At 72.1% G+C, this 19,527-nt stretch carries 15 protein-coding genes and 1 pseudogene; 10 read left to right on the top strand and 6 right to left on the bottom strand.

Features of this window, described 5'->3' with window-relative positions:
- Window positions 1-12: 12 nt before the first annotated feature.
- The 4 genes from nhaA to EST54_RS15130 form a co-directional block, all read right to left on the bottom strand.
- Complete coding sequence (gene nhaA / locus EST54_RS15145) at window positions 13-1,407, bottom strand: Na+/H+ antiporter NhaA (RefSeq protein WP_129248144.1); 1,395 nt, start codon at window positions 1,405-1,407, stop codon at window positions 13-15.
- 306 nt (window positions 1,408-1,713) lie between these two features.
- Window positions 1,714-3,678, bottom strand: coding sequence for an acetate--CoA ligase (gene acs, locus EST54_RS15140; RefSeq protein ID WP_129248143.1), 1,965 nt, complete (start codon window positions 3,676-3,678; stop codon window positions 1,714-1,716).
- A 148-nt stretch (window positions 3,679-3,826) separates the two neighbouring features.
- Window positions 3,827-6,163 (bottom strand): SulP family inorganic anion transporter, encoded by a 2,337-nt coding sequence (locus tag EST54_RS15135; RefSeq protein WP_129248142.1) that lies wholly within the window; start codon window positions 6,161-6,163, stop codon window positions 3,827-3,829.
- A gap of 556 nt (window positions 6,164-6,719) precedes the next feature.
- Window positions 6,720-7,706 (bottom strand): ATP-binding protein, encoded by a 987-nt coding sequence (locus EST54_RS15130; protein ID WP_129248141.1) that lies wholly within the window; start codon window positions 7,704-7,706, stop codon window positions 6,720-6,722.
- Window positions 7,707-7,807: 101 nt separating this feature from the next.
- On the opposite strand from EST54_RS15130, the gene EST54_RS15125 reads away from it, so the two are divergent.
- Window positions 7,808-8,665, top strand: a complete 858-nt coding sequence (locus EST54_RS15125) for a Fic family protein (RefSeq protein WP_129248140.1) — start codon at window positions 7,808-7,810, stop codon at window positions 8,663-8,665.
- A 358-nt stretch (window positions 8,666-9,023) separates the two neighbouring features.
- Here the strand turns inward: EST54_RS15125 and EST54_RS15120 are convergent, their stop codons facing one another.
- A complete protein-coding gene (locus EST54_RS15120) occupies window positions 9,024-9,926 on the bottom strand; it encodes an HAD family hydrolase (protein WP_129248176.1) in 903 nt (300 codons plus the stop codon).
- Window positions 9,927-10,383: 457 nt separating this feature from the next.
- Here EST54_RS15120 and ssd point away from each other — a divergent pair, with 457 nt between their 5' ends.
- From ssd to EST54_RS15085, 7 genes and pseudogenes are all read left to right on the top strand, one after another.
- Window positions 10,384-11,586 (top strand): septum site-determining protein Ssd, encoded by a 1,203-nt coding sequence (gene ssd, locus EST54_RS15115; RefSeq protein ID WP_129248139.1) that lies wholly within the window; start codon window positions 10,384-10,386, stop codon window positions 11,584-11,586.
- A complete protein-coding gene (locus EST54_RS15110) occupies window positions 11,583-12,749 on the top strand; it encodes a TadA family conjugal transfer-associated ATPase (RefSeq protein ID WP_129248138.1) in 1,167 nt (388 codons plus the stop codon). Before ssd ends, EST54_RS15110 begins: the two co-directional genes overlap by 4 nt.
- A 23-nt stretch (window positions 12,750-12,772) precedes the next feature.
- Window positions 12,773-13,687, top strand: a complete 915-nt coding sequence (locus tag EST54_RS15105) for a type II secretion system F family protein (protein WP_129248175.1) — start codon at window positions 12,773-12,775, stop codon at window positions 13,685-13,687.
- A 275-nt stretch (window positions 13,688-13,962) separates the two neighbouring features.
- Window positions 13,963-14,523 carry a type II secretion system F family protein gene (locus tag EST54_RS35420; protein ID WP_307825481.1) on the top strand — a complete coding sequence of 187 codons (561 nt, stop codon included), beginning with the start codon at window positions 13,963-13,965 and terminating at the stop codon, window positions 14,521-14,523.
- Between the two features lie 307 nt (window positions 14,524-14,830).
- The gene (locus EST54_RS15095; RefSeq protein WP_239013157.1) at window positions 14,831-15,037 is read left to right on the top strand and encodes a DUF4244 domain-containing protein; all 207 of its coding nucleotides are present in this window, start codon (window positions 14,831-14,833) and stop codon (window positions 15,035-15,037) included.
- Window positions 15,024-15,419: a TadE family type IV pilus minor pilin gene (locus tag EST54_RS15090; RefSeq protein WP_239013156.1), complete on the top strand. Its 396-nt coding sequence runs from the start codon at window positions 15,024-15,026 to the stop codon at window positions 15,417-15,419. Before EST54_RS15095 ends, EST54_RS15090 begins: the two co-directional genes overlap by 14 nt.
- Window positions 15,397-15,717, top strand: a pseudogene (locus tag EST54_RS15085) (Rv3654c family TadE-like protein); the annotation flags it as partial. The gene EST54_RS15090 and the pseudogene EST54_RS15085, both read left to right, overlap by 23 nt.
- A gap of 93 nt (window positions 15,718-15,810) precedes the next feature.
- Here EST54_RS15085 and EST54_RS15080 read toward each other — a convergent pair.
- Window positions 15,811-18,174 carry a DEAD/DEAH box helicase gene (locus tag EST54_RS15080; protein ID WP_239013155.1) on the bottom strand — a complete coding sequence of 788 codons (2,364 nt, stop codon included), beginning with the start codon at window positions 18,172-18,174 and terminating at the stop codon, window positions 15,811-15,813.
- Window positions 18,175-18,336: 162 nt separating this feature from the next.
- Between EST54_RS15080 and bldG the strand changes: the two genes are divergently transcribed.
- Together bldG and EST54_RS15070 are read left to right on the top strand one after the other, a co-directional pair.
- Window positions 18,337-18,678, top strand: coding sequence for an anti-sigma factor antagonist BldG (gene bldG, locus EST54_RS15075; protein WP_129248135.1), 342 nt, complete (start codon window positions 18,337-18,339; stop codon window positions 18,676-18,678).
- 111 nt (window positions 18,679-18,789) lie between these two features.
- A complete protein-coding gene (locus tag EST54_RS15070) occupies window positions 18,790-19,224 on the top strand; it encodes an ATP-binding protein (protein WP_006604143.1) in 435 nt (144 codons plus the stop codon).
- The last annotated feature ends 303 nt before the right edge of the window (window positions 19,225-19,527 follow it).

Below are 19,527 nucleotides of genomic sequence, written 5' to 3'. Positions count from 1 at the left end.
AAGCCTCTCAGATCATGCCGGATCATCGTCTTCGGCGTGCGTGCCGGAGGCCAGTTCGGCCAGCCGCCGGTGTTCCGCGGCCTTGGCTTCGTGGATGGCTGCCATCCGGAGATGGAATGCGGGCTGGTCGCGTTCGTAGATGTCCGGGATGCCGTCCTGATCCTCGTCCCGCTCCTCGTCCTCGCACAGCGCCTTGTACTTGGCGTTGCGGAGCTTGAGGAGGATGCCGGCGAAGACGGCCGCCAGCAGCGAGCCGATCAGTACCGATGCCTTGATCTCGTCGGTCAGGACCGGGTTTTCGGCGAAGGCGAGCTCGCCGATGAGCAGGGAGACGGTGAAGCCGATACCGGCCAGGGAGGCGACGGCGAAGACGTCCGGCCACTTGAGGTCGGGGTTGAGCTGGGCCTTGGTGAAGCGGGCGGCGCACCAGGTGCCACCGAAGATGCCGAGCGTTTTGCCCACCACCAGGCCGAGCACGACCCCGAGCGTCTCCGGCCGGGTGAAGACCTCATGGATCGCGCCGCCGGACAGGGACACGCCCGCGGAGAAGAGCGCGAACAGCGGTACCGCGAAGCCCGCGGAGAGCGGGCGGACCAGGTGCTCGATGTGCTCGCCCGGGGAGTGCGTCTCGCCCTCGCGCCGGGTGCAGCGCAGCATCAGGCCCATCGCGACGCCGGCGATGGTGGCGTGTACCCCGCTGTTCTCCATCAGGGCCCAGATGACCACGGCGAGCGGGAGATAGACGTACCAGCCCTGGACGCCCCTGCGCAGCAGCACGTAGAAGAGCAGCAGGCCGGCGACGGAGAGCCCGAGCGCCAGGAAGTTGATCGTCGAGGTGAAGAAGACCGCGATGATCAGGATCGCGAAGAGATCGTCGACGACCGCGAGGGTGAGCAGAAAGGCGCGCAGCGCGGCGGGCAGGGAGGTGCCGATCACGGCCAGGACGGCGAGGGCGAAGGCGATATCGGTGGCGGTGGGGACCGCCCAGCCCTGCAGGGAGCCGCCGCCGAGGCTGTTGACCACGAAGTAGACGACCGCCGGCATCGCCATCCCGCAGATCGCGGCGATCACGGGGAGTGCGGCGGTGCGTGGGTCGCGCAGCTCGCCGGCGACCAGTTCGCGCTTGAGCTCGATGCCGGCCACGAAGAAGAAGATCGCGAGCAGCCCGTTGGCGGCCCAGTGCTGGATGGACAGATCCAGGCCCAGTGCGGACGGGCCGAGGTGGAATCCGCGGACTGCCTCGTAGCTTCCGCCGAGGGTGTTTGCCCAGATCAGGGCCGCTACGGCGGCGGCGAGGAGGAGGATGCCGCCGACGGTTTCGGCGCGCAGGGCGTCCGCGAGGTAGTTCCGCTCGGGCAGGGACATGCGTCCCAGGAATATGGAGCGGCGGTTGCTGGGCGCACTCACGGGGTGACCTCCGGCCTTCGGCAGCTGTGTACGGCTGTTGCAGTTGCCGACCAGACTTCCCGGCGCACCCTGAGTTTCTTGGCGTTTCCTTGACGCGGTTCCTACCCTACCGGCCGGGTGCGGGGCGCGGTCCGGTGGCCTTACTTTACGGGCAAAACGGTCGTCCGGCCGTCCGGCGGACGGGCCGCGGCCGGCCGTCTCTCCCCCCCCCGGCTGGGCCGGACGTCGGAGGGCGTGCGCCGGGTCCGGGCACGACGACGGGGGCGTCCGGCCGCACCGGCCGGACGCCCCCGTCGTCCGTTCCGCTCAGTCCTCGCTTGCCGCGCTCGGCAGCTTCGCCTGGATCAGGTCCATGACGGAGGAATCGGTCAGCGTGGTGACATCACCGAGGTCACGGTTCTCCGCGACATCGCGCAGCAGCCGCCGCATGATCTTGCCGGAGCGGGTCTTGGGCAGCTCCGCGACCGGCAGGATCCGCTTGGGCTTGGCGATCGGGCCGAGCTGCTGGGAGACATGCGCGCGCAGCTCCTCGACCAGGCCCTCGTCCTCCGCCGCACCGCCGCGCAGGATGACGAAGGCGCAGATGGCCTGGGTGGTCTGCGGGTCGGTGGCGCCGACGACCGCGGCCTCGGCCACCTTCGGATGCGACACCAGCGCCGACTCCACCTCGGTGGTGGAGATGTTGTGGCCGGACACCAGCATCACGTCATCCACCCGGCCGAGCAGCCAGATGTCGCCGTCCGTGTCCTTCTTGGCACCGTCACCGGCGAAGTACTTGCCCTCGAAGCGGGACCAGTACGTGTCGAGGTAGCGCTGGTCGTCGCCCCAGATCGTGCGGAGCATGGCCGGCCAGGGCTCGGTCAGCACGAGGTAGCCGCCGGCTCCGTCGGGGACCTCACGGGCGTCGTCGTCCACGACGGTCGCGGCGATACCGGGCAATGCCAGCTGGGCCGAGCCGGGCTTGGTCGCCGTGACGCCCGGCAGCGGGCTGAGCATCATCCCGCCCGTCTCGGTCTGCCACCAGGTGTCGACGATCGGCGTCGCGTCGGCCCCGATGTGCTTGCGGTACCACATCCATGCCTCGGGGTTGATCGGCTCGCCCACCGACCCGAGGACGCGCAGCGACGACAGATCGAACTTCGCCGGGATGTCGTCGCCCCACTTCATGCAGGCGCGGATCGCGGTCGGCGCGGTGTAGAGGATCGTCACGCCGTACTTCTGCACGATCTCCCACCAGCGGCCCTGGTGCGGGGTGTCGGGCGTGCCCTCGTAGAGCACCTCGGTGGCGCCGTTGGAGAGCGGGCCGTAGGTGATGTACGAGTGGCCGGTCACCCAGCCGACGTCGGCGGTGCACCAGAAGACGTCGGTCTCCGGCTTGAGGTCGAACACCGCGTGGTGGGTGTACGAGACCTGGGTGAGGTAGCCGCCGGTGGTGTGCAGGATGCCCTTGGGCTTACCCGTCGTGCCGGAGGTGTACAGGATGAACAGCGGGTGCTCGGCGTCGAAGGCCTCCGGCGTGTGCTGGTCGCTCTGCCGCTCGACGATGTCGTGCCACCACACGTCCCGGCCCTCGTGCCAGGCGACGTCCTCATGGCCCGTGCGGCGGACGACCAGAACGCTGCGGACGTTCTCCGTGCCGGGCCTGGTCAGCGCGTCGTCGACGGCGGGCTTGAGGGCGGACGGCTTGCCGCGGCGGAAGCCGCCGTCGGCGGTGATCACCACGCGGGCGTCGGCGTCGTTGATACGGGTGGCCAGCGCGTCCGCGGAGAAGCCGCCGAAGACGACGGAGTGCGGGGCGCCCAGGCGGGCGCAGGCCAGCATGGCGATGACCGCCTCCGGGATCATCGGCAGGTAGATGGCGACCCGGTCGCCGCTGCGCACCCCCAGCTCGGTCAGCGCATGGGCGGCCTTGGAGACCTCGCGCTGGAGCTCGGCGTAGGTGATCGAGCGGGTGTCGCCCGGCTCGCCTTCGAAGTGCAGGGCGACCCGGTCGCCCAGGCCGTTCTCCACATGGCGGTCCACGCAGTTGTAGGCGACATTGAGCTTGCCGTCGGCGAACCACTTGGCGAAGGGGGCGTTGGACCAGTCGAGAGTCTGGGTGGGCGCGGTGTCCCAGGACAGTCTCTTGGCCTGCTCGGCCCAGAAGCCCAGCCGGTCTGCCGCGGCCTGCTCGTACGCGGCAGCCGTGACGTTGGCGTGCGCGGCCAGATCGGCGGGCGGTGCGAACCGCCGCTCCTCCTTGAGCAGGTTGGCAAGGCTTTCGTTGCTCACAACTTCTCCCATTCCCAGGGCGTCCGATGTGTCCCCAGGTCATAGCTCACCAGCCCGTGCCTGGCCTGACAAGGGCTGTGGAAAAAAATTGGTGTAGACCTCTGTGTGAAGGGTCCGTTCCTGGGAGATCGAGGGGGTGTTGCGCAGGTCAGACCGTCAGCGGCACAGGCCCGCCGCGCACCGCGCCGAACCGCCCGGTGGCCTCGTCGAGCACGTAGGTCTGGGCCTCGCCGACGTGAAAATACATACCGTGGAGGGTGAGTGAGCCCTCGGCCACCCGGCGGGCCACACAGGCATGCGCCCTCAGGTGGTCAAGCTGCTGCATGACGTTGACGAGCGCCAGCCGCTCCTGATCATCATCCACCGGCCGCTCACTCAGGGCGACTTCGCCCCGCCCCAGCCGCCCGATGCGCTGCATACGCGCCAGGCTCGGCCGGCCGTGCCGCAGCCAGCGGGCGAGCGGCGTCGGCTCGGCCTCCTCCGGGGCGGCGGCACCCAGCAGCGCCCCCATGGCACCGCACCCCGAATGCCCGCACACCGTGATCGAGCCGACCCGCAGCACCTCCACCGCGTACTCGACCGCCGCCCCGACGGAGTCGCAGGAGGCGTCCGAGCCGGGCGGCGGCATCAGATTGCCGACATTGCGCACGGTGAACAGATCGCCCGGACCGCTGGACGTGATCATGCTCGTGACCAGCCGGGAATCGGCGCAGGTCAGAAACAGCTGGGTGGGCCGCTGGCCCTCGCGCGCCAGCCGGGCCAGCTCCTCGCGGACGAGCGGAGCCGTATGACGCTGGAAGGCGCTGACCCCGCCCAGGAGTTGACTGCCGCTGTTCTCCGGGGTCGCCGCCCCGTCCGGGGCGGGCCGGGTGCAGTCATGGCCGCGCCAGGGCGTCCACGGCCGGCAGGAGTGCGCGCCGGCCGGCTTGGCGGGCGGCCGGCCCGAGCGGCCTCCGAGGGTCACCCGGCCGCCGTGCGCCCGATGGGCGGTGGCCCAGGACTGCAGTGCCTCGTAGGCGGCATGGTCCATGAACGAGCCGCACAGCTCGACGACGGCATCGGCGCGCGCCGGCACCTGGGCCAGCGCCCGGGTCAGCCGCGGCACCGCCAGAAACGTCAACTGCCCGCTGACACGTACCCGGTAGCCGTCGGGCTCCTCCGTCACCGTGACCCGGGTGCGGGTCAGCCGGCGCAGCGCCAGGAAGATCCCGACGGCGATGCCCGTCACTACACCCTGAAGTACGCCCAAGAGCACGACACCTCCCAACGTGGCGGCGTACACCGGGAATTCGCGGTGTCGCTGCACATGCCGGATGTGCGCGAAACTCACCATCTGCACGCCGACGACCATCACCAGCGCGGCGAGCGCGGCCAGCGGGATCGCCTCCAACGCCGCGGCCAGCAGGCCCGCGCACAGCAGCACCCACACGCCGTGCAGCACGGTGGCGCGGCGGGTGACCGCGCCGGCCCGCACATTGGCCGAGCCGCGCATCGCGCCCCCGGAGACCGGCAGCCCGCCCAGCAGCCCGGAGACGACATTGGCCACGCCCTGGCCGGCCAGCTCGCGGTTGAGCCGTGCGCGCCCTGCCGGCGCGCCGGGCCGCTCGGCCGCCAGCCGTTCGACGGCCACCGCCGACAGCATCGATTCCATGCCCGCGACCAGGGTGACGGTCAGTACCGCGGCGGCGAGGGCCGGCACGGATGCATCCGGCAGGGCGGGCAGCTCGGGCACCCGCCAGGACGGCAGCTCGACGCGCGGCACCGACGTCCCCGCGCCCACCGCTGTCGCCGCGAGCACGGCAGCCAGCGGCGCCGGCAGCATCCGCGCCCACCGCCCGGCGCGCCCCGGCAGGCGTCCCCAGCCGATGAGTACGGCCACGGTGACGGCGCCGATCAGCAGCGCGACGGCGTGCGGATGCGCAAACTGGCCGGGCAGCGCCGCGGCGTTGTCGAGCGCCGAGCCGTCGGGGCTGCCGCCGAGCACCACATGGAGCTGTCCGACGGCAATGGTGACCCCGATACCGGCCAGCAGGCCGTGCACCATCGCCGGGCTGACGGCCGAGATCGCCCGAGCCACGCGCAGCGCCCCCAGGGCGAGTTGGACGAGGCCGGCCAGGACGGTGACGGCGCAGGTGGCGCGCCAGCCGTAGCGCTGGACCAGGTCGGCGGTGACCGCCAGGAGGCCGGTCGCCGCGCCGGTCACCTGGAGCGGGGCGCCGCCGAGCAGGCCGGCGACGATACCGCCGACGGCGGCGGCGACCAGGCCGGCCTGGAGCGGGGCGCCGGTGGCCAGGGCGATGCCCAGGGACAGCGGGACGGCGAGAAGGAAGATCACGACCGAGGCGGAGAGATCCCGCCGCCAGGCGGCCCGGCCGGCCCGCTTCGCACGGGCGCCGGGCTCGGCCGCCGTACGGGGCTCGGGAGGGATCTCGGGGTGGTGTGGGGTGCGCGGCGGCTGCGGCGGCGACTTCTCGGTCTGCGACATTCCCGTCTCCTCCGGGGCGACGCGGTCGCGCGGGGCGCGATCGTGGGGCGGCGGTGTACTACGGCGGGACGCGAGCCGGCCCGGCGACCGTCGCTGTGGGCGACGGTCCGGTGACTCTCAAGCATCGGTAAATGAACCGTAATGACAGGTAAAGGCAAGGAGAAGACTTTGCGGGCAATTGCCGCAATCCTTCCCTCTATCGAGTGAAGGTGGCGACTGCCAACTTGCCCCTTTTGGAAAACCCTTCTTGACGTATGGAAGCTTGCGCCCAATTGTTCCGATTGATCACCCGGAAGGTGTGCACGGGCACCGGGAACGGGTGGCCGATGGCAGCCGCGGCAAGGGTGACGGCGTCACAGGCGGCGGCATCCAGGGCGGCGGCGGTGGCGCTGGCAACGGTGGCCGGCTGCTCCGCGGCGATACAGAACGGGCCGCCCCCGGGCGGGAGAAGGGGACGGGCGGTGCCCATGGTCCCCACCCGGACGGTCCGGTCCCGTCCGTACCGACCGGCAAACCGGCCGAGCCCCCCCCGCACCCGCCCGCGCCGCCTTGCAGGTCAGGCGGGCTGTGGGGCGGCAGTCCCCTCGAAGAGCACGAAGGAGGGGTCGACCTGGGCCGCCAGATCGACCCCGGTCTTCGCGTTGCCCCAGCTCTCCGCGTTCTTCAGGTGGAAGTGCACCATCTGGCGCGTGTAGCGCTCCCAGTCGCGGTGTCCGTAGGCGGCGTCGGCCGTGTCGTGGAGCGTCCGCAGGGCGCTGCGGTTGGTCTCCTCCAGGTGGGCGAAGCGGGCCGGGCGGCCCTTCTCCATGGCGCGCACCCAGTCGGAGTGGCCGACGGTCACCAGCAGGTCGTCGCCCACCTCGTCGCGCAGGAACGCCAGGTCCTCGGGACCCTGCACCTTGTTGCCGACGACCTTCAGGGGGACGCCGAAGTCCCGGGCGTACTCGCTGTACTGGCGGTAGACGGCGACGCCCTTACGGGTCGGCTCGGCGACCAGGAAGGTCATGTCGAAGCGGGTGAACATCCCGGAGGCGAAGGAGTCGGAACCGGCCGTCATGTCGACGACGACATACTCCTCGCGGCCGTCCACCAAGTGGTTCAGGCACAGCTCCACCGCGCCGACCTTGGAGTGGTAGCAGGCCACGCCCAGATCGGACTCGGTGAACGGGCCGGTCGCCATCAGTCGCACGGTGGTGTCGTCGAGCTCCACCGGCCTGGCGCAGGCGTCGTAGACGGGATTGTCCTCGTTCACCCGCAGCAGTCGTGAGCCCTCCCCGGGCGGGGTGGTCTTGATCATGGATTCGGAGGACGGGATGCGGGGGTTGCTGCCGCGCAAGTGGTCCTTGATCAGCGGGAGATGAGCGCCCATCGCGGGCAGCGCGGCGGCCTCCTTCTCGTCGAGTCCGAGGGCGGCGCCCAGATGCTGGTTGATGTCGGCGTCCACCGCGATCACGGGGACCCGGGCCGCGGCGAGATGCCGGATGAACAGGGAGGACAGGGTGGTCTTGCCGCTGCCGCCCTTGCCTACGAAAGCGATCTTCATGTTCACCAAGGGTAATCTTGGGCTGGCTGTGAGTGAGAGAGCCGCGTGAGGAAGACCACTCCTTCGAGGGGTACGGCCAGGTGGTGCGTAGGGTCGTAGTCATGGCTGGAATCTCCCGGGGGACTTCCCCCGCACCCCCCGAAGCGAGCGACGATCCGCTCGTGACCCTGGCCTCGCTCCCGGGAGTCACCGACTCCGTGGACTCCGTGCGCAAGGGCGTGGACCGGGTCTACGGGCACCGGATCATGCGACGCCGCAGCAACGAGGTCACCTCCGAGGCAGCCCTGCGCGGAGCGCGTGGTTCCGCGGCCCTTTCGGGGGCCGACTGGGCGCTCGAAGGGGTCCGGCGTCGCACCGACTTCGGCGTCGAGGGCGAGCCGCGGACGGTCGGCGCGGCCCTGCGGCTGACGGCCGAGTCCGGGCAGCTGCTCAGCGTGTGGCGGCAGTCGCCCCTGCGGGTGCTGGCGCGGCTGCATCTGGTGGCGGCCGGCGGCGAGTCGGCGGACGAGACGGTGGGGCGGCCCCGGCTGGCCGGCGAGCCGGTCGACGAGCCCCTCATCGAGCTGGCGCTGCCGGGCGCCGACGAGGTCGCCGGGCGGCTCGACGGGCTGTCGCGGATGCTCCTCGCGGGCACCGAGGCACCGGCCCTGGTGACCGCGGCAGTGGTGCACGGCGAGTTGCTCGCGCTGCGGCCGTTCGCCTCCTGCAATGGGCTGGTCGCGCGGGCCGCCGAGCGGATCGTGCTGGTCGGGAGCGGGCTGGACCCGAAGTCGATCTGCCCCGCCGAGGTCGGGCACGCCGAACTGGGCCGTGCGGCGTATGCCGCGGCCCTGGAGGGCTATGTCTCGGGCACCCCGGAGGGCGTCGCGGCGTGGATCGCGCACTGCGGACGTGCGGTGGAGCTGGGCGTGCGGGAGAGCACTGCTGTCTGTGAGGCGCTGCAGCGCGGCGCGGCATAAGGCGCGGCGGAAAGCCCGGGGAGGCGCCCGGGAATTCCGGAATCATTGCTTCATTCGCCCCTGAACAGGGATGCGGCGGTACCAATGGGTGGTACCGCCGCTGGCATGTCCGCCGGGTTACCATGCGTGCTCGAAAATGTGCCCATCAGGTCGGAATCTTCGTCCGGTTACCTGGTGTGGCTGGCCCGTAATCGACGGGTCGGCGTCGCGTGGGTGCCCGGCATTCATGCATCGGTCCGTGGGCCACTTCGTTAAAGGCGTTCCTCTCGGATGTCCTTGGTCTCGCGGGCCGTTAAGTCCTTTGTACTCCTAGGGTGAGTCAAGCGGAACCCTGCTTCGCAGATCTTTACGTTTGACGTCAAACGCGGTCGGTTCGGGTCATGGGGCCGCGGCCAATTGGGCCGATGCGCTTTGTGGTTTTCCGGCGGCTCGTGTACCAGACAAGCGTGGCGGTGGCGAGCGCCGCGCCCGCGGCGGCCATGACGGCGAGGGCCGGCCGGGAGGGCATCGACAGCGTCGGCAGCCGCTGCTTGAGCGGGACCGGGCGATTGAACGAGAGAACCGGCCAACCGCGCGCGGCCGCCTCACGCCGCAGCGCGCGGTCCGGATTGACCGCACACGGGTGACCGACCGCCGAAAGCATGGGGACGTCGGTCGCCGAATCGCTGTACGCATAACAGCGCTCCAGGTCGTAGCCCTCGGATTCGGCGAGCTCCCGGACGGCTTCCGCCTTGGTCGGGCCGTAGGCGTAATACTCCACCTCGCCGGTGAAGCGGCCGTCGTCGCCGACGACCATGCGGGTGGCCACCACCCGGTCCGCGCCCAGGAGTTCACCGATCGGTTCGACGACCTCGGCGCCCGAGGTGGAGACGATCACGACGTCCCGCCCCGCGGCGTGATGCTCCTCGATGAGTGAGGCCGCCTCGTCGTAAATGATGGGGTCGATCAGATCGTGCAGCGTCTCGGCGACGATCTCCCGTACCTGCGCCACGTCCCAGCCGCGGCACAGTGAGGAGAGATACTCCCGCATTCGCTCCATCTGATCGTGGTCGGCGCCGCCCGCCAGGAACACGAACTGGGCGTACGCAGTGCGCAGTACGGCCCGCCGATTGATCAGGCCGCCTTGGTAGAACGACTTGCTGAAGGTCAGCGTGCTCGACTTTGCAATGACGGTCTTGTCCAAGTCGAAGAACGCGGCAGTACGGGGACTCGAGTGAGGCACGGAGTGGTTTTCCACGGGGCGAGCATAGGCGCCCACCATTCGGCGTAAGGTGTGGCGCGTGGGTTTGCCTGAGAAGGCTGTCGGGTACACCATGGAAGTCACGGATCGTTCGCGACCGTGCTAACCCGGTCCGGCTCCTCCCCCCCCGAGTCGGCCGTGGGGACGACCCCCGCTCTCCCCCCCGGCGGGGGTCGTCGCATGTCCGGACGCATTTTCCGTCATCGGACGAGGATCCACTTCTCTCCCTGCCCATGCGGCGCCCTGGGGCACGGCGTTCACGATCCATTACGCACCGTAGTCGTCGAGATGCTCTGCGGAACGCTCTCTTGAGTACCGGAAGCAGCCCTTCCTCGCCGGAATAGGTGACAGGGATATTCACAGTCGCGGCGTTGTCCACAGATTTGCTTCAAGATCCACAAGATTTTTCCGATCGCTGCACCGTGAAAGTCCGCGAGTTCGCGGATGTGCGAGTTGCGTAGCGATAGGGGGACAGAACGTGGCCGGATTCGTGTCATCGGAACAACCGGTGGGAAGCGGCGGAGAGCGCGGTGGGCCGCTGATCATCACCGAGGACGAAAAACTCCTCGACGATCTTGTGCGGCTGTGCGCGGCGGCCGGTGCACTGCCCGAAGTGGCGCACGGGCTGCCGGCCCGCAAAGGGGAGTGGGAGGCGCCGCCCCTGGTGATCGTCGGCGCGGACTGCGCACGCCGGTTACGCGGCGCCGGACGACGGGCGGGCGTCGTACTGGCAGGCCGCGACGCGGACGACCCGGATCTGTGGCGCCAGGCCGTCGCTCTCGGGGCGGAGCGCGTGCTCGCGCTGCCCGAGGGGGAGCGCTGGCTGGTGGACCGGATCGCCGACGCCATCGAAGGCGTCGGGCCGCCGGCCCTGACCGTCGGCGTCATCGGCGGCCGCGGCGGTGCCGGAGCGAGCACCCTGGCCGGTGCGTTGGCCCTTACCGCTGCCCGGACGGGCCGGCGCACCCTGCTCGTCGACGGGGATCCGCTGGGCGGCGGGCTGGACGTCCTGCTGGGCGGGGAGAAGGAAAAGGGGCTGCGCTGGCCGGCCTTCGCCGAATCGCGCGGCCGGGTGGCCTGCGGCGCCCTGGCGGAGTCGCTGCCGCGGCTGCACTCGCTGCGGGTCCTCAGCTGGGACCGGGACTCCGATGTCGTCATCCCGCCGTCGGCCATGCACGCGGTCATGGCGGCGGCGCGCCGGCGCGGCGGCGTCGTGGTGGTGGACCTGCCGCGCAGGGTCGACGAGGCGGCCGCGGAGGCCCTGGCCCAGGTGGACATGGGGCTGCTGGTGGTCCCTACGGAGCTGCGCGCGGTCGCGGCCGCCCAGCGGGTGGCCTTCGGGGTGCGGCAGGTGCTCGGCGATCTGCGGGTGGTGGCCGGTGAGGCTCCCGGGCGCCATGGGCACGGCCTGCCGCCGGACGAGATCGCCCGTCTGATGGGGCTGCCCTTGGCAGGTGAAGTGCCGTGGGAGGCGGGGCTGTTGGCCGATCTCGCCCGCGGGGTACCGCCGGGGGCACAGCTGCGCGGTCCGCTGGCGCGGTTCTGCGCGGGCTTCTGGGAGCGGGTGGGGGAGAGCGGGGGCGACGGCGGCGGGCCGGGAGCCGGTGCGGGGCCAGGTCCGGTTCCGGAGCCGGACCGCGGGCCGGAGCAGGCGCCCTGCCGGGGCGGAGGCCGGACATGAGCCAGGGCCAGGACCTCTTGGAGGCGGTGCGCCGGCGGCTCGCCGAGGACGGGGCGGACCCGACGCCGGCACGGGTGGCGCTGGCGCTGCGCGAGCAGGGGCGGCTCCTGGGGGATGCCGAGGTGCTGGGCGTGGTGGCCGTGCTGCGCTCCGAAATGGTGGGCAGCGGCCCGCTGGAGCCGCTTCTGGCCGCGCCCGAGGTCACGGACGTCCTGGTCACCGCGCCGGACGAGGTGTGGGTGGACCGCGGCGGCGGGCTGGAGCGTACGGACGTCCGCTTCCGGGACGCGGCGGAGGTACGCAGACTCGCCCAGCGGCTGGCGGCGGTGGCAGGCCGGCGACTGGACGATGCCCGGCCATGGGTGGACGCCCGGCTGCCGGACGGCACCCGGCTGCACGCCGTGCTGCCCCCGGTGGCGGTCGCCGGGACCTGTCTGTCGCTGCGGGTCCTACGGCCGCGGGCCTTCGGCCTCGCGGAGCTGGTGGCGGCCGGCACGGTCCCGCCGGGCGGCGATCAACTGCTCCGCGCACTCCTGACGGCCAGGCTGTCCTTCCTGATCAGCGGCGGTACGGGCGCCGGCAAGACCACGTTGCTCAGCACACTCCTCGGCCTGGTCGGCCCGGACGAGCGGATCGTCCTGGCCGAGGACTCGGCGGAGCTGCGTCCGGACCACCCCCATGTGGTGCGGCTGGAGACCCGGCCGGCCAACCAGGAGGGTGTCGGCCGGGTGACGCTGCGGGACCTCGTACGGCAGGCGCTGCGGATGCGCCCGGACCGGCTGGTGGTCGGCGAGGTACGCGGCCCCGAGGTCACAGACCTGCTGGCGGCCCTCAATACGGGCCATGAGGGTGGCTGCGGCACGGTCCATGCCAATGCCGCAGCCGACGTCCCCGCGCGCCTGGAGGCCCTCGGCTCGACCGCGGGCCTGGACCGCGCCGCACTGCACAGCCAGCTGGCCGCCGCGGTCTCGGTCGTCCTGCATCTCGTACGCGACCGGAACGGCCGCCGCCGGATCGCCGAGGTCCATGTCCTGGAGCGGGACCGCGACGGCTTCGTGGTGACCGTCCCGGCCGCAGTCCAAAGCCCCGCCGGCTTCCGGGAAGCGCCCGGCTGGGGGCGGTTGATGCAGTTGTGCGAGCGGGGCGGGGGCGGGTTCCGGTGAGCGCGGCCGGCGGGGCGGCACTGATGGCCGCGGTGCTCTGCGCGGGAGCCGCGGGTCGGCTGGCCGGGGGCCGGCCGGACGACGTACGGCGGCGGGCCCGGGCGCTCGTGGGGAGCCACGGAGAGAGGGACGAGGAAGTGGGGTGGCGGGCCCGGCTGCGGGGCCAGGACGTGCGGAAGTGGTGCATACGGCGGGTGGTCGAGGGGGACGCGGGGCCGCGCTGGCGTGTGGGGCCCCTGGGGGACGTCGGGTGGGAGCTCTGGTGTCTGCCGGCCGGGCTGGTGCTGGGGGTGCTGGGCGGTTCCGCGCTTCCGCCCCTGGCTTCCGTGGCGGCTGCGTTCCTCGTCCGGCGGTGGCTGATCGCCCGTGGCGCGGTCCGTGCGCGCGACCGGCGGGCTGCCGCGGTGATCACGTTGTGCGCGGCGGTGGCGGGGGAGTTGCGGGCCGGGCGGCAGCCCGCCCAGGCACTGCTCGCCGCGGGGACGCCGGGTCTCGGAACGGCAGGTTCGGCGGTGACCGCGGCAGCTCGTTACGGAGGGGATGTCCCCCAGGCGTTGCGTGCGGCGGCGCGACTGCCGGGAGCCGAGGGGCTGACCGGAATGGCCGCGTGCTGGCAGGTGGCGGTGGAGGGCGGGGCGGGACTGGCCCGCGGGCTGGAGCGGATCGCGGCGGGGCTCAGCGCCCAGCGGGATCAACGCGACGAACTGCGGGCCCAGTTGGCGGGGCCCCGAGCCACCGCTCTGATGCTCGCCCTGTTGCCCGTGGGCGGGCTCCTGATGGGCAGTGCACTCGGCGCCGACCCGCTGCGGGTGCTGCTGCACACCCCGGCCGGGTGGGGCTGCCTGGTGATCGGCGGGCTCCTGGAATGGGGCGGAGTGGCCTGGACGGCTCGGATCGTCGCGGCTGCGGAAGGCACTCGGAGGAGGGGGCTGAGATGAGCGCAGAAGTTGTCCACAGGGTGGGGATGGCGGTCGCGGCCATGACGGTGATGCTCTGCGCTGTGGCGCTGCTGTGGGAGGTGCGCAGCGGGCGCGTCGTCAGGCGGCGGGTCTCGACGGTATGGGCGGCCGCTCGTCCGGATCGATCCGGCGGTCGCACGGCCCGGCCCAGGGCCTCGGCCGCGGTCCCGTGGCGCAGGCGAGCCACGAGGGCGAAGGGCGTTGCGCACGGTCGGCTGAGTGAGTGGGCCAGCTCCGCGGGAGCGGCTCTCTTCATGGTCATCCTCGTCGGTGGCATGGGCGGCGTCCTGGCAGGACTCGCCGTGGGCTTTGGAGCGCACCGCTGTCTGGCACGCCAACGAGGCGCGGAAGCGGCGCGATTGGCGGCCGCGGAAGTCCGCGCGGCACTGGCACCGGCCGGCGATCTGCTGGCGGCCTGCCTCGCGGCGGGAGCCGGGCCGCGCGAAGCGGCCGAGGCGGTGGCCCGGTCGCTCGACGGGCCCGTGGCGGACCGGCTGCGCCAGGTGGCGGCGGAACTCCGCCTGGGCGGTGAGCCGGCGGCCGTCTGGCCACGACTGGCCGAACTGCCCGGTGCGGAAGGGCTGGCGCGCTGTATGGAGCGTGCCGGGATATCCGGGGTACCGGCCGTCGAGTCGGCCTCCCGGACCGCCGCCGCGCTCCGTGCGGAGCAGGCCCGGGCGGTGGTGGCCCGGGGCCGGCGGGCCGGGGTGCTGGTCACCATGCCGCTGTCGGCGTGCTTCTTGCCGGCGTTCCTGGCGCTCGGCGTGGCGCCCGTACTGATCGGCCTGGCGAGCGGCCTGCTCGGGCGCAACTGAGCGGCGGACGCCGCGAGGTCGAAGCCGGCAGGTGAACAGCCGGTCCGTACGGACGGCGGCCGGGGACCGGCCACAGGAAGGGCGCCGGCTCACCGGTCAGGCCACCGGCTCATTGGCCGGGCCCACCGACTCACCGTCCAGGCCACCTGCGCTTCCTCAACTGCCCATCGGCAGACGACAGCCAACCAGCACATGACAGCCAACCAGCACATGACTAGCGGTGGGCAGACCGCCCGCGGAGCCGCGCAAATGACAACCAACCAGCAGAAGAGATCGATCAGCAGAAGACATCCAAAGGGGGATGGACATGGTTCGGAGGGGAACGGTCCGGCGGTGGTGGACGCGGCTGCGCATGATCGGGGCCGACGACCGGGGGATGACCACGGCGGAGTACGCCGTGGGGACGCTCGCGGCGTGTGCCTTGGCGGCGGCGCTCTACAAGGTCGTGACAAGCGGACCGGTGCAGGCGCTGCTCCGGTCGGTGATCGAGCGGGCGCTCAATGTCCCGTTCTGACGGCGGTGCCCCGGGCCCCCGGGCTCGGGGCGCCCCGCCGAGCGCCCGCGACGCCGGATTCGTGACGGCGGAGACCGCTGTGGTCCTCCCCGTACTCGTGGCGGTGGTGGCGGCGCTGATCTGGGGGCTGATGGCGGTCTGCGCCCGTATCGAATGCGTGGACGCGGCGCGGGCCGGGGCCCGTGCCGCGGCGCGGTCGGAACCACGGTCGGCGGCGATCTCGGCGGCGCGGGACGCGGCCCCGCGGGGTGCGCGGGTCGTGCTGTCGAGCGAGGGCGATCTGGTCCGCGTACGGGTCGAAGCCCAGCTGCCCGGCGTGGCGCGGCTGACCGTGCGGGTTCGAGGGGAGGCGGCGGCCCTTGCGGAGGACACGGTGCGGTGACGAGGGCTCGGCGACGGTCTGGACGGTCTTCGCGGCGGCGGCGCTGTGTGCGGTCTTCCTCGCCCTGATGGGGGTGGGCCAGGCCGTCACGGCGCGACACCGGGCGGGTGGCGCCGCGGACCTGGCAGCGCTGGCCGCGGCGGATCACGCCCTGCAGGGCTCGGCCGAGGCCTGCGCGGCGGCGCGTCGGGTGGCGACGGCGCAGCACACCCGCCTGGTGCGCTGCGCGGTGGACGGCTCGATCGCCGATGTCGCGGCCGAGGCGGGCAGCTCCCCCTTCACCTCCCGGGTGCGCGCCCGAGCCGGTCCGGCGGGGCGCCCTCCGCAGGGGCGGGCCGGGGCCAGGCCCGTCACGCCGTCCAAGGCACCGGCCATGCCGCCGCGGCGCCCGCTAGGCCTCCTTCGGCGCCCCGCGCAGCAGTTCGCCCAGGAGCCGAACGGCTCCCCGTTTGTGGAGCGGGTCGTTGCCGTTGCCGCACTTGGGGGACTGGATGCAGGAAGGGCACCCGGCCTCGCACTCGCAGGCGGCGATGGCGTCACGGGTGGCGGTGAGCCAGTCGGCGGCCGTGTGGAACGCGCGCTCGGCGAATCCGGCGCCGCCCGGGTGGCCGTCATAGACGAAGACGGTCGGCAGCAGGGTGTCCGGGTGCAGGGGCACGGAGACACCGCCGATGTCCCAGCGGTCACAGGTGGCGAAGAGCGGCAGCATGCCGATGGAGGCGTGTTCCGCGGCGTGCAGGGCGCCGCCCAGCTGCTCGGGATTGACCCGGGCGGCGTCGAGCTGGTCCTCGGTGACCGTCCACCACACCGCTCGCGTGCGCAGCGTACGCGGCGGCAGATCGAGCTTGGTCTCGCCCAGGACCTCGCCGGTGATCAGTTTCCGGCGCAGAAAGGAGACGACCTGATTGGTGACCTCGACGGAGCCGAAGCACAGCCGGGCCGCGCCCCAGGGAATCTCGGTGTCGGTCTCCAGGACGGAGATGGCGGTGGTGTCGCGCGCGGTCGTGGAATAGGGCGGGCTGGCTTCCTCGACGAGCGCCACATCGTCGTCCAGGTCGAGCTGTTGGACGACATAACTGCGCCCCTGGTGGAGATGGACCGCGCCGTCATGGACGGTGGTGTGCGCGGCGGCGGCATCCACGGTACCCAGCAGCCGCCCGGTGCCGGCCTCCACGACCTGCACCGGCGAGCCGCCCTGACCGCGGATGTCGGCGAGGTCGGCGGCCCGCTCGCGGCGCGTCCAGTGCCAGGCCTTGGCGCGCCGGCGCAGCAGGCCCGCGGCCTCCAACTGGGGCATCAGACCGGCCGCCGCGGTACCGAAGAGGGCGAAGTCCGCTTCGGCGAGCGGGATTTCGGAGGCGGCCGCGCACAGGTGCGGGGCGAGCACGTAGGGGTTGTCGGGGTCGAGGACGGTGGTCTCGACGGGCTGGTCGAAGAGCGCCTCGGGGTGGTGGACCAGATAGGTGTCCAGCGGGTCGTCACGGGCCACGAGCACGGCGAGCGCGCCCTGTCCGGAGCGGCCCGCCCGCCCGGCCTGCTGCCACAGCGAGGCCCGGGTCCCCGGATAGCCGGCGATGACCACGGCATCCAGTCCGGAGACGTCCACGCCCAGTTCGAGCGCGGTGGTGGCGGCCAGACCGAGCAGATCGCCGCTGTGCAGCGCCTGTTCCAGGGCGCGGCGCTCCTCGGGCAGATAGCCGCCCCGGTACGCGGCGACGCGTCCGGGCAGCGAACGGTCCACCTCCGCCAGCCGCTCCTGTGCGATCAGGGCGATCAGCTCCGCGCCGCGCCGGGAGCGGACGAAGGCGACCGTACGCACGGCCTGGACGGCGAGATCGGTGAGCAGGTCCGCGGTCTCGGCGGTGGCGGTGCGGCGGACCGGAGCGCCCTGCTCGCCGTGCAGTTCGGTCAGCGGCGGCTCCCACAGCGCGAAGACCAACTCGCCGCGCGGGGAGGTGTCCTCCGTGATTTCCACCACTGGCAGACCGGTGAGCCGGGTCGCGGCCTGCCCCGGCTCGGCGGCCGTCGCGGAGGCGAGCAGAAAGACCGGATCGGAGCCGTAACGGGCACAGAGCCGTCGCAGCCGGCGGACGATCTGTGCGACGTGCGAGCCGAAGACGCCGCGGTAGCTGTGGCATTCATCGATCACGACATAGCGCAGCGCACGCAGGAAGGAGGACCAGCGCGGGTGCGACGGCAGGATGCCGCTGTGCAGCATGTCGGGGTTGGTCAGCACGTAGTTGGCGTACTGGCGGACCCATTCGCGCTCCTCGACGGGGGTGTCACCGTCGTAGACCGCGGGCCGGACGGCCGTGCCCAGTGGGGCGGCCAGCTCGCGTACGGCGCGCCGCTGATCGGCCGCCAGCGCCTTCGTGGGGGCCAGATACAGGGCCGTGGCGCCCCTCCCGTTCGGGGCCTCGGAGCCGTCCAGGAGCGTGGAGAGGACCGGCGCGAGATACGCCAGCGACTTCCCCGACGCGGTCCCGGTGGCGACGACGACGGACTCGCCGCGCACCGCGTGTTCGGATGTCCGTGCCTGGTGGGCCCAGGGACGCTCGATTCCGGCCGACCGGATGGCGTCGATCACTTCCGGCCGGATCTGTTCCGGCCAGTCGGCATGGCTGCCGATGCGCGGGGGCAAGTGCTCCGTATGAGTGATGCGCGCAGCGCGGGTCGCGCCCCGGGCGAGACGTTCGAGAATCATGCCTGGGGAAGGGCGCGTGCCCGCATCCGGCGGGAGTGGATTGGAGGCCATCGGCACCGAGTGTGTCACCGGAGTGACGGACAATGCTCAAAGGGCGTCGTGCACGCCTGCCGGTAAGTGATTGAATGCCATCGCGGCTGCCAGATCCGCCCCTACCGTCGGTGGGGAGGCCCCAGGGGGGCGACCGCTCGATAGCAAGGTGCTGGAGGATCCGTGGACCTGTCCCTGTCGACCCGGACCGTTGGCGACCGTACGGTCGTCGAGGTCGGTGGCGAGATTGATGTATACACCGCGCCCAAGCTGCGTGAGCAGCTGGTCGAGCTTGTGAACGACGGAAGCTACCACCTCGTGGTGGACATGGAACGTGTCGACTTCCTGGACTCCACTGGGCTCGGCGTGCTGGTCGGCGGGCTCAAGCGGGTGCGTGCCCATGAGGGCTCGCTGCGCCTGGTCTGCAACCAGGAGCGCATTCTCAAGATCTTCCGTTTCACCGGTCTGACCAAGGTGTTCCCGATTCACACCTCGGTCGACGAAGCCGTCTCCGCCACCGACTGACGGTTTCGCCGGTCCCCCGCGCCGTCAGGCGCGGGGGGAGGAAGCAGTGGGGGGTACCGGACGCAGTGTCCGGCCCCCTGCGTCGCACGCCCGCATAACGAGGGGGATGGCATGGCCACCGTCGAACTTCGCTTCAGCGCCCTTCCCGAGCATGTCCGCACCGCGCGTCTGGTCGCGGCTGCCGTGGCACGGCGCGCCGGGGTGGACGAGGCCGTGCTGGACGAGGTGCGGCTCGCCGTCGGTGAGGCGTGCAGCCGGGCGGTGGGGCTGCACGAGAGCCATGACATCAACTCGCCGGTGCGGGTCCTGCTGATCGAGGACGAGAAGAAGTTCTCGATCGAGGTGGGCGATGGAGTGAACGGCGACTCCGGTGCGCACGGCACCGACCAGGCCGAGGGCGCCGCGGAGAGCGACGCCGAGGGCGAGGACGAGATGGGCCTCGCGGTCATCAGCGGGCTGGTCGACGACGTCGAGGTCACCACCGGCAAGGACGGCGGAATGATCCGCATGACTTGGCCCACGACGGCCGGAGCGGTCCTGCCGTAGGGCGGGTAGCGCCTTGGGCTCGTATCGCCCGGAGCGCCGGCACGGCTGGGGGACGACTCCAGGGGACGTCGGCGCCCTCGGCGCGCTCCGGCGACCGCTCCATCGTCCCGACCGCGCGCGGTAACGAGCCCCTCAGCCAGCCTGACGCCACAGTTCCCCGCGTTCACCCCGGCCCCGGCGCCGGCCAGGGCCCTGGCTCGCGTCTCAGGGCCCCCTGCCCCGGCTCCAGCCCGCCGCCCGATGATCTCTCTGTCGTACTGATCGTTCTCGCCGGCGCACTGATCGTCGCTGCTCAAGGATGCC

The organism is Streptomyces sioyaensis, from assembly GCF_004122735.1.
GTDB lineage: Bacteria > Actinomycetota > Actinomycetes > Streptomycetales > Streptomycetaceae > Streptomyces > Streptomyces sioyaensis.
Note: the sequence above shows the minus strand (reverse complement) of the source record. Positions and strands in the feature narration are given on the sequence as shown.

Coding starts and splice junctions, on each gene's coding strand:
- EST54_RS15135 (WP_129248142.1), bottom strand. CDS start 6,163: ATGTCGCAGACCGAGAAGTCGCCGCCGCAGCCGCCGCGCACCCCACAC.
- EST54_RS15130 (WP_129248141.1), bottom strand. CDS start 7,706: ATGAAGATCGCTTTCGTAGGCAAGGGCGGCAGCGGCAAGACCACCCTG.
- EST54_RS15125 (WP_129248140.1), top strand. CDS start 7,808: ATGGCTGGAATCTCCCGGGGGACTTCCCCCGCACCCCCCGAAGCGAGC.
- EST54_RS15120 (WP_129248176.1), bottom strand. CDS start 9,926: ATGGTGGGCGCCTATGCTCGCCCCGTGGAAAACCACTCCGTGCCTCAC.
- EST54_RS15110 (WP_129248138.1), top strand. CDS start 11,583: ATGAGCCAGGGCCAGGACCTCTTGGAGGCGGTGCGCCGGCGGCTCGCC.
- EST54_RS15105 (WP_129248175.1), top strand. CDS start 12,773: ATGGCCGCGGTGCTCTGCGCGGGAGCCGCGGGTCGGCTGGCCGGGGGC.
- EST54_RS35420 (WP_307825481.1), top strand. CDS start 13,963: ATGGTCATCCTCGTCGGTGGCATGGGCGGCGTCCTGGCAGGACTCGCC.
- EST54_RS15095 (WP_239013157.1), top strand. CDS start 14,831: ATGGTTCGGAGGGGAACGGTCCGGCGGTGGTGGACGCGGCTGCGCATG.
- EST54_RS15090 (WP_239013156.1), top strand. CDS start 15,024: ATGTCCCGTTCTGACGGCGGTGCCCCGGGCCCCCGGGCTCGGGGCGCC.
- EST54_RS15080 (WP_239013155.1), bottom strand. CDS start 18,174: ATGGCCTCCAATCCACTCCCGCCGGATGCGGGCACGCGCCCTTCCCCA.
- EST54_RS15070 (WP_006604143.1), top strand. CDS start 18,790: ATGGCCACCGTCGAACTTCGCTTCAGCGCCCTTCCCGAGCATGTCCGC.